The sequence below is a fragment of the Nonomuraea cavernae genome (assembly GCF_014646355.1).
GTDB lineage: Bacteria > Actinomycetota > Actinomycetes > Streptosporangiales > Streptosporangiaceae > Nonomuraea > Nonomuraea cavernae.
The window spans coordinates 109973-124609 of sequence record NZ_BMNH01000003.1 but is presented as its reverse complement, the minus strand read 5'-3'; the positions used below and the strand labels follow the sequence as shown (position 1 = coordinate 124609).

The following is a 14637-nucleotide window of genomic DNA, read 5'->3' as shown; positions in this document are numbered from 1 at the left end:
CACCGGTGTGGCTGACAGACTCGACCGGTATCGGAGCAAACGCGACGCCGGCCGCACCCCCGAACCCGTCCCTGCCGAGCCCGTCCCCGCCGACGCCCCCGCACCACGCGACGGCGACGCGTTCGTGATCCAGGAGCACCACGCGCGGTCGCTGCACTGGGACCTGCGGCTGGAGCGCGACGGCGTGCTCGCCTCCTGGGCCGTGCCCAAGGGCCTGCCCGGCGACCCCGGCACCAACCACCTGGCCGTGCGCACCGAGGACCACCCGATGGAGTACCTCACGTTCCACGGCGAGATCCCCCGGGGCGAGTACGGCGGCGGCACGATGACGCTGTGGGACCAGGGCACCTACGAGACGGAGAAGTGGTCCGACCGCGAGGTCAAGGTGGTGCTGCACGGCGCCCGAGCCTCGGGCCGGTTCGTGCTGTTCCAGACGAACGGCAAGAACTGGATGATCCATCGGATGGATCCCCCGGTCCACGACCCCTTGCCGCCGTTGGACCCCATGCTTCCGGCCGAGCGCTCCCGGCTGCCGCGCGACGCGGGGACGTACGCGTTCGAGTTCGCCTGGGGCGGTGAGCGCGTCCTGGTGCCGATCGAGGGCGGCCGGACCGACGCGGCGCGGCGGCATCCGTGGCTGAGACCGCTGGCGGAGTCGTTCGGCAGCCGCACCGCGGTCCTGGACGGCGAGGTGGTCACGCTGGGCGGCGGCGAGGTGCTGGTCTGCTACGACCTGCTCTACGACGACGGGCGCTCCCTGGTCGCCGAGCCCTACACGGCCCGCCGGGCCGCGCTGGAGGCTCTCCACCTGTCGGCGGCCCGCTGGCAGACCGCCCCCTCCTGGCCGGGTCAGGCCGCCCCGGTGCGGCAGGCGGCCCGCGAACAGGGCCTGCCCGGTGTCCTCGCCAAGCGTCTCGACTCGCCCTACGAGCCCGGTCCGTCCACGGCCTGGATCTTCGTGCCGAGTCGCGCGGCGAAACCGCCGCGCGACTGACGCGTCAGCCGACGCCCGCACCTCCCGGGACGTGACGCGGAACGACGTCCGCCCCCTCCCGGAAGGTGAGATAAGACTTGGATTGTTCGTTAACTTGTATCGTTCGTGTTTATGGCTGTAGGTTGGGCCCCATGAGCGCACCCAGGACTCCGGCCGCCGAGGAGCTACGCGGTGCCGGCCTTCGGGTGACGGCCGCCCGCGTCGCACTGCTCGAGACCGTCCGCGACGGTGACCACCTCGACGTCGAGACGATCGCCTCCGGCGTGCGCGATCGGGTGGGCCATGTCTCCCTCCAGGCTGTGTACGAGGCCCTCCACGCGCTCACCGCGGCGGGGCTCGTGCGCCGCATCGAGCCGGCCGGCAGCCCGGCCCGGTTCGAGGGGCGGGTCGGCGACAACCACCACCACGTCGTGTGCCGGTCGTGCGGTGTCGTCGCCGACGTCGACTGCGCGGCCGGCGAGGCGCCCTGCCTGACAGCGTCCGACGACCACGGCTTCTCGATCGACGAGGCCGAGGTCATCTACTGGGGCCTGTGCCCCGCTTGTTCCACCGCCAGCAGTTCCTGAGCACCTGTCTCGAATTCCGGAAGGATTCCATGTCCGAGAACCATGACGCAATCGTCACCGACCCCAAGCCTGAAGGCGAAGGCGGCTGCCCGGTCGCGCACGAGCGCGCCCCTCACCCGACTCAGGGCGGCGGAAACCGCCAGTGGTGGTCGGACCGGCTCAACCTGAAGATCCTCGCCAAGAACCCCGCCGTGGCCAACCCTCTGGGTGCGGAGTTCGACTACGCCGAGGCGTTCAAGTCGCTCGACCTCGCGGCCGTGAAGCAGGACATCGCGCAGGTGCTGACGACCTCGCAGGACTGGTGGCCCGCCGACTTCGGCAACTACGGCCCGTTCATGATCCGGATGGCGTGGCACAGCGCGGGCACCTACCGCATCAGCGACGGCCGCGGCGGTGCCGGGGCCGGTCAGCAGCGCTTCGCCCCGCTCAACAGCTGGCCGGACAACGCCAACCTCGACAAGGCCCGCCGCCTGCTGTGGCCGGTCAAGAAGAAGTACGGCAAGAGCCTCTCCTGGGCCGACCTCATGGTCCTGGCCGGCAACGTCGCCCTGGAGTCGATGGGCTTCAAGACCTTCGGCTTCGCCGGCGGTCGCGCGGACGTCTGGGAGCCTGACGAGGACGTCTACTGGGGCCCCGAGTCCGTCTGGCTCGACGACCAGCGCTACACCGGCGACCGGGAGCTCGAGAACCCGCTCGCCGCGGTCCAGATGGGCCTCATCTACGTCAACCCGGAGGGCCCGAACGGCAACCCGGACCCGCTGGCCGCGGCCCGCGACATCCGTGAGACGTTCCGCCGGATGGCGATGAACGACGAGGAGACGGTCGCCCTGATCGCGGGCGGTCACACCTTCGGCAAGACCCACGGCGCCGGCCCGGCCGACCACGTCGGCCCCGACCCCGAGGCCGCCCCGCTGGAGGAGCAGGGCCTCGGCTGGAAGAGCACCTTCGGCAGCGGCAAGGGCGGCGACACGATCACCAGCGGCCTGGAGGTCACCTGGACCTCGACGCCGACGAAGTGGTCCACCAACTTCTTCTGGAACCTGTTCGGCTACGAGTGGGAGCTGACGAAGAGCCCGGCCGGCGCGCACCAGTGGCGGCCGAAGCACGGCGCCGGCCAGGACTCGGTGCCCGACGCGCACGACCCGTCGAAGCGTCACGCGCCGTCCATGCTGACCACCGACCTCGCGCTCCGGTTCGACCCCATCTACGGCCCGATCTCGCGGCGCTTCTACGAGAACCCCGACGAGTTCGCGGACGCCTTCGCCCGCGCCTGGTTCAAGCTGACCCACCGTGACATGGGCCCGGTCTCGCGCTACCTCGGCCCGGAGGTCCCGGCCGAGACGCTGCTGTGGCAGGACCCGCTGCCCGCGGCCACGTACGAGCAGATCGACGCCGAGGACATCGCCTCCCTCAAGGCGCAGATCCTCGCCTCGGGCCTGTCGGTGTCCGAGCTCGTGTCCACCGCCTGGGCGTCTGCGGCGTCCTTCCGCGGCAGTGACAAGCGCGGTGGCGCCAACGGCGCGCGCATCCGCCTGCAGCCGCAGAGCGGATGGGAGGTCAACGACCCCGACCGGCTCGCGACGGTGCTGCGCACCCTGGAGGGCGTCCAGGAGAGCTTCAACTCCGCCCAGACCGGCGGCAAGCAGGTCTCGCTCGCCGACCTGATCGTGCTCGGCGGCGTCGCGGCCGTCGAGCGGGCGGCCAAGGACGCCGGCTTCGACGTCCAGGTCCCCTTCACGCCGGGCCGCGTGGACGCGTCGCAGGAGCAGACCGACGTCGAGTCGTTCGACGCCATGGAGCTGACCGCCGACGGGTTCCGCAACTACCTCGGCAAGGGCAACCGGCTGCCGGCCGAGTACCTCCTGCTCGACCGGGCCAACCTGCTGACCCTGAGCGCCCCCGAGATGACGGTCCTGGTCGGTGGCCTCCGTGTCCTGGGCGCCAACCACCAGCAGTCGCCGCTCGGCGTCTTCACCGCGACCCCCGGGGCGCTGACCAACGACTTCTTCGTCAACCTGCTCGACATGGGCACGACGTGGAAGGCGACGTCCGAGGACGCCGGCACGTTCGAGGGTCGCGACGCGGCCACGGGCGAGGTCAAGTGGACCGGCAGCCGGGCCGACCTCGTCTTCGGGTCCAACTCCGAGCTGCGCGCGCTCGCGGAGGTCTACGCGAGCGACGACGCCAAGGCGAAGTTCGTGAACGACTTCGTCGCGGCGTGGGACAAGGTCATGAACCTCGACCGGTTCGACCTCGCCTGATCATCCCTGATCAGGGATGATCACGCCTGATCACGCCTGATCCCAACGTCCAGGCCGGCCCGCGCGGGCCGGCCTGGACGTCTTCGTTCCGCGCCGGACGACCCGCTGGGCGCGTTCGGCGCGGGCCTTCGCCGGATTCCGGCTCGCGGCCACTTCCAGCCGCGGGAGGGTGCGGCCTGCCCCGGTGGGATACTCGCCGGATGCGGATCGACGAGCTCTCCCCCGACAGCTCCCTCGGTGAGGAGCTGCTGACGTTGCAGCGCGCCGCGTACGCGGTGGAGGCGGAGATCATCGGCGACGACCGGATCCCGCCCCTGCACGAGAGCCTGGACGAGCTGCGCTCGAAGCCGCTGCGCTGGCTGGGCGCGGTGGACGACGACGGACGGCTGGCCGGGGCCGTGGCCTGGGCGGAGACGGCCCGGGAGGTGGACGTCGACCGGCTGGTCGTCCATCCTGGCGCGCACCGGCGCGGTGTCGGCAGGGCCCTGGTCAAGGAGGTCATGACCAGAGCGGGTGAACGCCCGGTCGCGGTGTCCACCGGCCGCGCCAACCTGCCCGCCCGCACGCTCTACGAACGGCTCGGGTTCGCGCTGCGGGGCGAGGACGAGGTGATCCCCGGGCTGTGGGTGGTCCACTACGCCTTTCCCGGCTGAACCACCGACAGCGGCCTGTCCTACGCGGCCGATCCCCACCTCCATGGCGACCGATTCACCATCAGTGGGGCGACCAACGCACCACGAAACCAGCGACCAACGCACCACCAGCCCTGCGACCAACACACCACAGAACCAGCGACCAACGCACCACGACCCGTGCGACCAACGCACCACAGAGCCGGCGACCATCTCACCGCACAGGTCGGTGTTCGGGGGACGGCGGGCGGGTCGCGCCCGCCGGATCGTGGGTTACGCCTTCTCCTGCTGAGCCTGTTCCAGGGCGGGCCAGAGGGCGTCGGGGATCGGTCGTCGCCAGAGGGCCGCGTTGGCGGTGATCTCCTCGGGGGCGCGGGCGCCCACCACGATCGAGGCGACCGCCGGATGGCGCAGCGGATAGGCCATCGCCGCCTGCGGGAGTGTCACGCCGTACGACTCGCAGATGGCGGCGAGGCGCCGGGCCCGGTCGAGCAGGGGCGCGGGGGCGGGCCGGTAGTCGAAGGTGCCGGATGGGGTCGGCGTGGCCAGCAGGCCGCTGTTGAAGACCCCCGCGGCGAGCACCCGGACCCCGCGCTCCGCGCAGGCGTCGAGCAGCGGGAGGCCCGAGCGGTCGAGCAGGGTGTGACGCCCGGCGAGCATGACCAGGTCGATGGCGGTCTCCTGGACGAACCGCAGCGGCGTCCGCCACTGGTTCATGCCGACGCCGATGGCCTTGACCACGCCCTGGGCGCGCAGCTCGGCCAGCGCCGGGTAGGCCTCGGTGAGCGCCTGCTCGATGTGCTCGTCCGGGTCGTGGATGAGGGCGATGTCGACGGACGGCACGCCGAGCCGGGTCAGCGACTCCTCCAGGGAGCGCAGTACGCCGTCGCGGGAGAAGTCCCACCGGCGCTCGAAGTCGGCGGGCACGTCGAAGCCCTCGTCATCGCGGCCGTGACGGCCGTCCCTGCCGGCTGGGACGAGCAACCGGCCGACCTTGGTGGAGAGCAGGTAGCCGGACCGGCCGGCGAGCGCCGCTCCCAGACGGCGTTCGGCCAGCCCGAGCCCGTAGTGCGGCGCGGTGTCGAACAGCCGGACGCCGCCGTCCCAGGCGGCGTCGACCGTGGCGCGGGCCTGCTCGTCGGTCACCGCCTGGAACAGGCCGCCGATCGGGGCCGTGCCGAGCCCGAAGCGGGGCAGCTCGATCGTCACGTCAGCTCCCAGACCAGCGTGAGCCCGCCCGTGCCCTTGTCGAAGTCGCCGTCGAGCAGCTGGTTCATCCGCCGCTGCCAGGCCTGGTCGGCGGGGTGGTCGCGCAGGGCGGCCTGCAGGGCGGCGTAGTCGTCGACCTCGACGAAGTGGAACAGGTCGAGGCCGTCGCGGTAGATCCGCCAGGAGCGCAGGCCGTGCTCGCGCATGGCCTGCTCCAGCTCGGCGGGGACGCTCGCGTGCTCCCGGTCGTAGATCTCCTCGCAGCCGGGCTTCAGCCGGGTGCGGAGCGCGAGTCGTTGCATCAGTCCTGCGCCTTCCCACCCGCGACCCGGCTGATCATGAGGGCGACCAGGATGATGAAGCCGTAGACGACCGGCTGCCAGAAGCCCGAGACGCCCTTGAGGGTGAGGATGTTCTGCACCAGGCCGATGACCAGCACACCGGTCAGGGCGCCGAGGATGGTGCCCTTGCCGCCGTCCATGCTGACGCCGCCGATGACGGCCGCGGCGAACACCATGAAGATCCAGCCCACGCCCTGGCCGGAGCCGACGGCGCCGAGGCGTCCGGTCTCCAGCACGCCGGCGAGCGCGGCCAGCATGCCGCCCAGGATGAACACGCCCCACAGCACCCGGTCGACCCGGATGCCGGCGGCGCGGGCGGCGTCGGAGTTGCCGCCGATGGCGTAGAGGGAGCGGCCGACCCTGAAGTAGCCCAGCCCGACCATGCCCGCCACGAACAGCACGCCCGCGATCCAGACGGAGGCCGGCAGGCCGAGCCAGGTGGCGCTGCCCAGGTAGAGCATCGACTCGGGCAGCTCGAACAGCGTCTTGCCCTCGGTCGGGCCCAGCTGCAGGCCGTGCACGATGATCTGCATGGCCAGCGTGACGATGAACGCCGACAGCTGGAACTTGATGATCAAAAATCCGTTGACCGCCCCGATCGCCGCGCCGACCAGCAGGCAGAGCGGGATCACCAGCATGCCGGGCAGGCCGAGCCCGAACCCTCCGGCGGTCGCCGGGATCACCAGCATCACCGCGAGGGCCGGGGCCATGCCGACGGTCGACTCCAGCGACAGGTCGAACTTGCCGGAGATCAGGATCATCGCCTCGGCCAGCACCAGCAGCGAGATCGACGCCTGCTGCTGGAGCACGTTCGTGAGGTTGCCCGTGGTCAGGAAGATCGGGTCCAGGAACGCGCCCACGATCAGCAGGAGCACGATCACGGGCACCAGGGTCAGGTCACGAAACCTGCCCAGCCGCAGCCTGGGGGCGGGCGCAGTCAGTGTGGTCACGGTTGAATGCCTTCCATAACGGCCACGAGCTCGTGGTCGGTCCAGCCACGTGGCACGTCTTTCACGATCCTGCCGTGGAACATCACCAGCACGCGGTCGCAGATGCGCAGGTCGTCGAGCTCGTCGGAGACCACCACGGCTCCGGCGCCCCGCTCGACCGCGTCCTCGACGGCGCCGAGGAGGGCCTGCTTGGCCTTGACGTCGACGCCGGCGGTCGGGTTGATCACGACCAGCGCGGCCGGGTCGTCGACCAGCGCCCGCGCGAACACCACCTTCTGCGCGTTGCCGCCGGACAGGTCGCCGACGGGCTGGTCGGGCCCCTCGGTCTTGATGTCGAGTTCCTTGATGAGTTGTACGGCCTTGCCGCGCCGCTTCGCCGGCGAGACGGTGCCGAACCGGCCGAGCCTGCGGGCGATCGGGATGGTCGCGTTCTCGCCCACGGACAGCAGCGGGACGAAGCCCTCGTGGTGCCGGTCCTCGGGTACGAAGCCGAGCCCGGCCTTGAGCGCGGCGGGGACGTCGCCCGGCTTGACGCGGGCGCCGTTGACGACGACCGTGCCCGAGTCGGCCTTGCGGAGCCCGACGAGGGTCTCGGCCACGCCGACCTTGCCGCTGCTGGCGGAGCCGGCCAGGCCGACCACTTCCCCTGACCTGACGGAGAGGTCGACGTCCTGGTAGCGGCCGGCCAGCGTCAGCCCCGCCGAGGACAGCACGACCTTCTCTCCCGGTGTGCGGGTGCGGGACTCGTACGCGACCGTGGCCTCGCCGGTCATCGCCGTGACCAGGTCGTCGTGCGGCAGGTCGGCGACCGGCCGGGTCAGGACGTGCCGGGCGTCTCGGAAGACCGTGACGCTCTGGCAGATCTCGTAGACCTCGTCCAGGTGGTGGGAGATGTACATCATGGTCACGCCCTGCTCGCGCAGCGCCCGCATGCGGACGAACAGGCGCTCGATGGCGGGGCCGTCCAGGCGGGCCGTCGGCTCGTCGAGAATGATGAACCGCGCGCCGAACGACAGCGCGCGGGCGATCTCCACCAGCTGGCGCTGCTCGACGTCGAGGTCACCGGTGAGCGCCTCGGCGTCGACGTCCACCTCGTAGGTGGCGAGCAGCTCGCGGGCCCTGGCCCGCAGCGCCCTCCATTTGATCATCCCGCTGTCGGTCTGGCGGTTGAGGAACAGGTTCTCCGCGACCGTCAGGGTGGGGATGATCGTGGGCTTCTGGTAGACGCAGGCGACCTGCCGTCGCCACGCGTCCCGGTCCGCCAGGGCGGGCGCCGCCTCTCCCGAGAACAGCACCTCGCCCGCGTCCGGCCGCTGGAGCCCGGTGAGGATCGACACCAGGGTCGACTTGCCCGCGCCGTTCCTGCCGAGCAGCGCGTGGGTCTCGCCTTCGGCGATCGCGATGCTCGCGCCGTTCAACGCCACAGTCGAACCAAAGCGTTTCACGACATTTCGGGCTTCAACATGAGTTTTCATTACTTGACCTGGTTGCCCCAGAGAGCCGGGTCGTCCACGTTCTCCTTGGTGACCAACGGCGAGGGCAGCTGGTCCTCAAGACCGTTGGGCAGCTCGATGATCGTGCTGCCGTGGTCCGTCGGGCCCGGCTTGAAGGTCTTGCCCTCCAGCGCCGCCTTGGCGTAGAAGATCGCGTACTTCGCGTAGAGGTCGGCAGGCTGCGACATCGTGGCGTCGATCTCACCCTTGCGGATCGCCTCGAACTCCTGCGGGATGCCGTCGTTGGAGACCACGAAGATGTGCTTGGGGTCCTCCGGCGCGACGAGCAGGTTCTTCTGCTTCAGCACCTGCAGCGTGGGCGCCAGGTGCACGCCGCCGGCGTGCATGTAGACGCCCTTGACGTCGGGGTGCTGTTCCAGGCGGGTCTGCAGCATGGACGCGGCCTTGCTGCCCTCCCACTCGGTCGGCTCGTTGAAGACCGTGATGCCGGGGAACTTCGTCTTCATGCACTCGCCGAACGCCTCGGCGCGGTCGCGGCCGTTGATCGAGCTCAGCGCGCCCATCAGCTGGACGACCTTGCCCTTGCCCTCGAGCTTCTCGCCGAGGAACTCACAGGCCCTGGTCCCGTACGCCCGGTTGTCGGCGCGTACGACCATGTAGACCTTGCCCTTGTCGGGCCGGGTGTCGACCGACACGACGGGGATCTTCTTGTTCTCCAGCGTCTTCAGGGTGGTGGCGATGGCGCCGGTGTCCTGCGGGGCCATGATGATCGCCTTGGCGCCCTGACCGGTCAGCGCCTGGACGTTGTTGACCAGCTTGGACACGTCGTTCTGGGAGTTGGTCGCCTGCATCAGGTCGGCCTTGAGCTCGCCGGCCATCTGCGGGACGTACTTCATGTAGGAGTTCCAGAAGTCGGAGTCGGCTCGCGGGTGGTCGACGCCGATCTTCCCTCCACCGCCTCCTTCGCTCGCCGTCGGGGTGCTGTCACCACACGCGGCGATGACCGCCAGGAGGGCCGCGCCTGCGACCACGGGGCCGATCTTCATCGTTGGGGGTTACCTTCCTCGTCGGGCCGGCACCCCGCGCGGGGGCGACCCTGAAATGTGATGTCTCAGCTGGTGGGCCGGAGCCTGAGCCCCTGCATGCCACCGTCGACCGCGAGGGCGGTGCCGGTGGTCGCGCCGGCCTCCGGACCGGCCAGGTAGGCGATCGCCGCGGCGACCTCCTCCGCGCTGACCAGGCGTCCCATCGGCTGCCTGGCGTTCAGCGCCTGACGTTCGGCCTCGGGGTCGTCGGCCTTGTCGAGCAGCCTGCCGATCCACGGGGTGTCGGCCGTGCCGGGGTTGACGCAGTTGACCCGGATCCCCTCGCGGACGTGGTCGGCCGCCATCGCGAGGGTGAGCGACAGCACCGCTCCCTTGGTCGCGCTGTAGAGCGCCCGCGCGGGCAGTCCGGCGGTCGCCGCGATCGAGCAGGTGTTGACGATCGAGGCGTGCTCCGACCTGCGGAGGTACGGCAGGGCCGCCCGGCTGACCCGGACCATGCCGAGCACGTTGACGTCGAACACCCGCTGCCACTCGCTGTCGGGGTTGTCCTCGACCGTGCCCTGTGCGCCGATGCCGGCGTTGTTCACGAGCACGTCGATGCCGCCGAGCCGCTCGGCGGCCTCCGCCACCGCCGCCCGCACCGCGGCGTCGTCGGTGACGTCGGCCCGGATCCCGACGAACGGCTCGCCGGGCGGGTCGAGGTCGAGGCAGGCCACCTTCATGCCGCGCTCGGCCAGCAGTTTCGCGGTGGCCAGGCCGATGCCTGAGCCGCCGCCGGTGACGATCGCTCTGAGACTCATGCGTCCTTCCAGACCTCGCCACCCGGGAAGCTGTGGGCGGCGATCGACTCGGGGTGCATTTCCGCGCTGAAGCCCGGCGCGGTGGGGGTGACGTACCTGCCGTTGTCGATGACGACGGGGGTGACGAAGTGCTCGTGCAGGTGATCGACGTACTCGATCACCCGGCCGTCCGTGGAGCCGCTGACCGCGACATAGTCGAACATCGACAGGTGCTGCACCAGCTCGCACAGCCCGACGCCACCGGCGTGGGGGCAGACCGGGATGCCGAACCTGGCCGCGAGCAGCAGGATCGCGATGTTCTCGTTGACCCCGCCGACTCGTGCGGAGTCTATCTGCAGGTAGGAGATGGCTCCGGCCTGCAGCAGCTGCTTGAACACGATCCGGTTCTGCACGTGCTCGCCGGTGGCGATCGGAACGGGCCTTACGCCCTCGGCGATGGCGGCGTGGCCGAGCACGTCGTCGGGGCTGGTCGGCTCCTCCACCCAGTGGGGGTCGAACTCACGCAGCGCGCCGATCCACTCGATGGCGGAGGCGACGTCCCAGCGCTGGTTGGCGTCGATCGCGATCGGGAAGTCGGGCCCGCAGACCTCGCGGGCCACGCTGAAGCGGCGGCGGTCGTCTTCGAGGTCGGCCCCGACCTTGAGCTTGATCTGGCCGAACCCCTCGTCCAGGGCCTCCTTGCAGAGCCGCCTGAGCTTGTCGTCGTCGTAGCCGAGCCAGCCAGGGGAGGTGGTGTAGGCGGGGTAGCCCTCGGCGCGCAAGCGGGAGATCCGCTCCTGCTTGCCGTCCTCGGCCCGCCTGAGAATGTCCAGGGCCTGCTCCGGGGTCAGCGCGTCGCTCAGGTAGCGGAAGTCGACCAGGCCGACGATCTGCTCGGGCGTCATCTCCGACAGCAGCAGCCAGACCGGCTTGCCCTCCCGCTTGGCCCGCAGGTCCCACAGGGCGTTGACCACGGCCGAGATCGCCATGTGCATGACGCCCTTCTCCGGCCCCAGCCAGCGCAGCTGCGAGTCGTCGACCATGTCCTTGTAGAGCGCGCCGAGGTCCTCGACGTCCCTGCCGATCACGTACGGCTCCAGCGCGCTGATGGCGGCGGTCTGCACGTCGTTGCCACGGCCGATGGTGAACGCGAACCCGTGCCCCTCGAACCCGTCGTCGGTGGTGAGCACCACGTAGGCGGCCGAGTAGTCGGGGTCGGGGTTCATCGCGTCGGAACCGTCGAGGTCGCGCGAGGTGGGGAACCGGACGTCGTGCGTCTCCATCCGCACGATCCGGTAGCCGGGAGCCGTCATGCCTGGCCCACGGCCTGCCGCTGCCGCCCGAGCCCCTGGATCTCCAGCTCCATCACGTCGCCGGCCCGCAGGTAGGGCTGCCCCGGCAGGCCCATGGCCACCCCCGCCGGGGTGCCGGTGTTGACCACGTCGCCCGGCTCCAGCACCATGAACTGGCTCAGGTAGCGGATGATCTCGGCGACGTCGAAGATCATGTTCTTGGTGTCGCCGTCCTGCCGACGCTCCCCGTTGACCCAGAGCCTCATGGCCAGCGCCTGCGGGTCGGCGATCTCGTCGGCGGTGACCAGCCAGGGCCCCAGCGGGTTGAACGTCTCGCACGACTTGCCCTTGTCCCACTGGCCGCCGCGCTCCAGCTGGAACTCGCGCTCGGAGACGTCGTTGGACACCGCGTATCCCGCGATGACGCCGAGCGCCTCCTCCCGGCTGCCGAGGTAGCGGGCCCGGCTGCCGATGACGACGGCGAGCTCCACCTCCCAGTCGGTCTTCACGCTGCCCCGGGGCACCAGCACCTCGTCGTACGGCCCGATCATGGTGTCGGCGGCCTTCATGAACACGACCGGCTCGGCGGGCGGTTCGGCGCCGGACTCGGCGGCGTGGTCGCGGTAGTTGAGGCCGATGCACACGATCTTCCCGGGGCGCGCGATGGGGGCGCCGACGCGCAATCCCTCGGCGTCGATCACGGGCAGCGCGTCGCGCTCCAGCGCGTCGTGGACGCGCGCCACTCCCCCGGAGGCGAGGAAAGCACCGTCGATCTCGGGCTCCCCGATGTCGCGCAGGTTTCCGGCGGCGTCCATCACCACCGGCCGCTCCTGGCCGACAGGTCCTACTCGCAGCAGCTTCACACCGCATCCCCACAGTCATACATCGGATGTCTCAGCCCCCGATGCTGCTGCCCCGCCGTAACGATGTCAATACCCCAACACTGGAAACATCGGACCAGTGAGACTTTTTACCGAAGTCCCTGTACGTACAGCACCCGGAGGGTCTCCACCAGGAGAAACGACGTCCCGCCCGCTCACGGCGCATATCGCGGCGTCTGACGGCGAGCTGTTCGTGACCGCCAGAGACCCGATGACTCGAAGCAGTCGCCGCCTGCGTGGTGACACGATCTTCGATGATGGCGGTACCGCGAGGGGTGGAGGCCCGTAGACCAGGAGGGGTAGCGCGAAGTTCAAGTGCTGAGCTGATGGCAGTCGTGGTTCAGGAGCCTTTACTGGGTGCACCGAACCCCTGCGGAGGTTTCATGAGGATCAAACGCGTTCTGGTCGTCCTGGTGACGGCCATGGCCACCCTGGCCCCCGCGGCCGACGCGCAGGCCGCCGACCTGTCGTGCGGGAACAACATCTGGCCCTACAACTTCCCCGGAACCAACGACTGGGTGGCCAAGAAGTCGGGCCCGAGCGGCTACGGCTGGGTCCACCTCTATCGCAAGAACACCAACCGGTACGGCTGGATCTACTGGGTGTGGGGCGATCGGCTCCGCGGCGGCGACACCGTCGCGCTGGACTGGACCTACCAGGGTGTGGTGAAGAACTGCCACGCCACCGTCCCCAGCGGGTACGACTCGGTCACGTCAGCAGCGGTCAACGAGGGCACCGAGGGCCGCTACTTCCGCGGCTGCGTGAAGACCACTTCCTGGGATTGCACCTCCTGGGGCAACAGCAGCGACCCGGGCCCGGAGTGGGATCTGGACTAGGCGGTCACTCAGGGCCGGGACGCGGGTTGCAGCGAGGTGTGACCAACCCGTAGTCGTAGGCCAGGGCCACCGCCTGAGCGCGGCTCGACACGCCCAGCTTGGCCATCAAGCGATTGAGGTGGGTCTTGACGGTGGCCTCGGAGATGTGAAGGTGGTCGGCGATCTGGTGATTGGACATGGTCCGGCCGACGAGGTGGAGCACTTCCGCTTCGCGAGAGGTCAGGTTCTGCGGCGCCGGCCGCGGTGATGGGTTGGCGAACGCCTCCACCAGCAGTTTGGTGGCGGCGGGCGAAAGAAGGGTGTCGCCCCTCGCCACCGTGTGGATGGCGGCCAGCACTCGCTCCGGCGGGGTGTCCTTGAGCAGGAACCCGGCGGCCCCCGCACGCAGCGCGTTGTAGACGTACTCGTCCAGATCGAAGGTCGTCAGGATCAGCACCTTGGGCTGCGGGGCGGTCACGTCGGTGAGGATCTGCTCGGTAGCGGCGATGCCGTCCATGCCCGCCATGCGGATGTCCATCAGGATGACGTCGGGGCGGGTCGTCAGGGCCAGCTTGACCGCCTCCTCACCGGAGGCCGCCTCGCCCGCGACCGTCAGCCCCGGCGCGGCCCGGATCAGCGCGGCCAGCCCCGCGCGGATCAGGACCTGGTCATCGACGACGAGCACGGAGAGCATGCGCCAAACCTTCAACAGTCGGCGGCCCTCGCCGCCGCGGGCGGGGGAATGGCGGCCGTGACCGTGAACCAGCTCGCGGGAAGGGGGCCTGCTTCGAAATGCCTCGGTACAGCTTGACTCGTTCTCTCATGCGGATCAACCCATGACCATGAGGACCGCTCACCGGCGTCGCCGGTGAGCAGCCCTTGACGACGCTGATGATCACGCCCTACCCGAGCGAAAGTGGGACCATATGAGGACGCATTCCCGACTCCGCCGCACCACCGTCACCATGCTGGCACTGGCCGGCCTACTCGCGAACGTCACTCCCGCGGATGCCACCGCAGCGGACTCGCTGGGGCTCTCCTGCGGTCCGAACAACGGCGCCGGCCTCAACCCCTACGCCTACGTGCCGGAGAATGAGCGCGTCCGTGTGGCTCGGCGGGGATACGACGACGGATCGACCGAGGTGGTCAACCTGTATCGCAGCGCGAACATCGAGTACAACGGCGCACGCATCTGGTGGGTGTGGGGCACAGGTCTCTCCGCCGGCGACAAGATCTCGCTGGACTGGTCGGACGACGGCACACATTCCTGGTGGGCCTGCCACGGCACCGTGACGGCCGGGCACACCACGTGGAGCACGCGTGCCGTCGACAAGGCGGGCAGCCGCAAGTTCCGAGCCTGCGTCAAGCCGTACAACCGGGCCTGGGCCTGCACGTGGGGCTGGCACCCCTAACGGCT

The 14637-nt window shown here is 70.1% G+C and carries 15 protein-coding genes; 6 read left to right on the top strand and 9 right to left on the bottom strand.

Features of this window, described 5'->3' with window-relative positions; all coding sequences use genetic code 11:
• Positions 1-7: 7 nt before the first annotated feature.
• The 4 genes from IEY82_RS07445 to IEY82_RS07430 all read left to right on the top strand — a co-directional run bounded on the left by IEY82_RS07445 (position 8) and on the right by IEY82_RS07430 (position 4474).
• On the top strand, positions 8-994 hold the full coding sequence (locus IEY82_RS07445) for a DNA polymerase ligase N-terminal domain-containing protein (RefSeq protein ID WP_189123268.1): 987 nt from the start codon (positions 8-10) through the stop codon (positions 992-994).
• Positions 995-1125: 131 nt separating this feature from the next.
• Positions 1126-1560, top strand: a complete 435-nt coding sequence (locus tag IEY82_RS07440) for a Fur family transcriptional regulator (RefSeq protein ID WP_189123267.1) — start codon at positions 1126-1128, stop codon at positions 1558-1560.
• A 29-nt stretch (positions 1561-1589) separates the two neighbouring features.
• Positions 1590-3821: a catalase/peroxidase HPI gene (gene katG / locus IEY82_RS07435; RefSeq protein ID WP_189123266.1), complete on the top strand. Its 2232-nt coding sequence runs from the start codon at positions 1590-1592 to the stop codon at positions 3819-3821.
• Positions 3822-4021: 200 nt separating this feature from the next.
• Positions 4022-4474, top strand: coding sequence for a GNAT family N-acetyltransferase (locus IEY82_RS07430; protein WP_189123265.1), 453 nt, complete (start codon positions 4022-4024; stop codon positions 4472-4474).
• 252 nt (positions 4475-4726) lie between these two features.
• Here IEY82_RS07430 and IEY82_RS07425 read toward each other — a convergent pair whose 3' ends face one another.
• The 8 genes from IEY82_RS07425 to IEY82_RS07390 all read right to left on the bottom strand — a co-directional run bounded on the left by IEY82_RS07425 (position 4727) and on the right by IEY82_RS07390 (position 12387).
• Positions 4727-5662 (bottom strand): aldo/keto reductase, encoded by a 936-nt coding sequence (locus tag IEY82_RS07425; RefSeq protein WP_189123264.1) that lies wholly within the window; start codon positions 5660-5662, stop codon positions 4727-4729.
• Entirely contained in the window at positions 5659-5964 is a 306-nt protein-coding gene (locus IEY82_RS07420) for an L-rhamnose mutarotase (protein ID WP_189123263.1), read from the bottom strand. The genes IEY82_RS07425 and IEY82_RS07420 overlap by 4 nt, the downstream gene beginning before the upstream one ends.
• Positions 5964-6953, bottom strand: a complete 990-nt coding sequence (locus IEY82_RS07415; RefSeq protein WP_225262374.1) for an ABC transporter permease — start codon at positions 6951-6953, stop codon at positions 5964-5966. The genes IEY82_RS07420 and IEY82_RS07415 overlap by 1 nt, the downstream gene beginning before the upstream one ends.
• Positions 6950-8377 (bottom strand): sugar ABC transporter ATP-binding protein, encoded by a 1428-nt coding sequence (locus IEY82_RS07410; protein WP_225262372.1) that lies wholly within the window; start codon positions 8375-8377, stop codon positions 6950-6952. Before IEY82_RS07410 ends, IEY82_RS07415 begins: the two co-directional genes overlap by 4 nt.
• Before the next feature lie 50 nt (positions 8378-8427).
• On the bottom strand, positions 8428-9453 hold the full coding sequence (locus tag IEY82_RS07405; RefSeq protein WP_189123261.1) for a sugar ABC transporter substrate-binding protein: 1026 nt from the start codon (positions 9451-9453) through the stop codon (positions 8428-8430).
• A 65-nt stretch (positions 9454-9518) separates the two neighbouring features.
• Positions 9519-10253, bottom strand: coding sequence for an SDR family NAD(P)-dependent oxidoreductase (locus IEY82_RS07400; protein ID WP_189123260.1), 735 nt, complete (start codon positions 10251-10253; stop codon positions 9519-9521).
• Positions 10250-11545 (bottom strand): L-fuconate dehydratase, encoded by a 1296-nt coding sequence (locus tag IEY82_RS07395; RefSeq protein WP_189123259.1) that lies wholly within the window; start codon positions 11543-11545, stop codon positions 10250-10252. The genes IEY82_RS07400 and IEY82_RS07395 overlap by 4 nt, the downstream gene beginning before the upstream one ends.
• On the bottom strand, positions 11542-12387 hold the full coding sequence (locus tag IEY82_RS07390) for a fumarylacetoacetate hydrolase family protein (protein WP_189123258.1): 846 nt from the start codon (positions 12385-12387) through the stop codon (positions 11542-11544). Before IEY82_RS07390 ends, IEY82_RS07395 begins: the two co-directional genes overlap by 4 nt.
• A gap of 401 nt (positions 12388-12788) precedes the next feature.
• Between IEY82_RS07390 and IEY82_RS07385 the strand changes: the two genes are divergently transcribed.
• Positions 12789-13241, top strand: a complete 453-nt coding sequence (locus IEY82_RS07385; RefSeq protein WP_189123257.1) for a hypothetical protein — start codon at positions 12789-12791, stop codon at positions 13239-13241.
• Between the two features lie 4 nt (positions 13242-13245).
• On the opposite strand, the gene IEY82_RS07380 is transcribed toward IEY82_RS07385, so the two are convergent.
• Complete coding sequence (locus IEY82_RS07380) at positions 13246-13914, bottom strand: response regulator (protein ID WP_189123256.1); 669 nt, start codon at positions 13912-13914, stop codon at positions 13246-13248.
• Positions 13915-14146: 232 nt separating this feature from the next.
• Between IEY82_RS07380 and IEY82_RS07375 the strand changes: the two genes are divergently transcribed.
• On the top strand, positions 14147-14632 hold the full coding sequence (locus IEY82_RS07375; protein WP_189123255.1) for a hypothetical protein: 486 nt from the start codon (positions 14147-14149) through the stop codon (positions 14630-14632).
• The last annotated feature ends 5 nt before the right edge of the window (positions 14633-14637 follow it).

Excerpts from the sequence above, each read along its gene's own strand:
- IEY82_RS07440 (WP_189123267.1), top strand. The coding sequence starts at position 1,126 with ATGAGCGCACCCAGGACTCCGGCCGCCGAGGAGCTACGCGGTGCCGGC.
- katG (WP_189123266.1), top strand. The coding sequence starts at position 1,590 with ATGTCCGAGAACCATGACGCAATCGTCACCGACCCCAAGCCTGAAGGC.
- IEY82_RS07430 (WP_189123265.1), top strand. The coding sequence starts at position 4,022 with ATGCGGATCGACGAGCTCTCCCCCGACAGCTCCCTCGGTGAGGAGCTG.
- IEY82_RS07420 (WP_189123263.1), bottom strand. The coding sequence starts at position 5,964 with ATGCAACGACTCGCGCTCCGCACCCGGCTGAAGCCCGGCTGCGAGGAG.
- IEY82_RS07405 (WP_189123261.1), bottom strand. The coding sequence starts at position 9,453 with ATGAAGATCGGCCCCGTGGTCGCAGGCGCGGCCCTCCTGGCGGTCATC.
- IEY82_RS07400 (WP_189123260.1), bottom strand. The coding sequence starts at position 10,253 with ATGAGTCTCAGAGCGATCGTCACCGGCGGCGGCTCAGGCATCGGCCTG.
- IEY82_RS07395 (WP_189123259.1), bottom strand. The coding sequence starts at position 11,545 with ATGACGGCTCCCGGCTACCGGATCGTGCGGATGGAGACGCACGACGTC.
- IEY82_RS07385 (WP_189123257.1), top strand. The coding sequence starts at position 12,789 with ATGAGGATCAAACGCGTTCTGGTCGTCCTGGTGACGGCCATGGCCACC.
- IEY82_RS07380 (WP_189123256.1), bottom strand. The coding sequence starts at position 13,914 with ATGCTCTCCGTGCTCGTCGTCGATGACCAGGTCCTGATCCGCGCGGGG.
- IEY82_RS07375 (WP_189123255.1), top strand. The coding sequence starts at position 14,147 with ATGAGGACGCATTCCCGACTCCGCCGCACCACCGTCACCATGCTGGCA.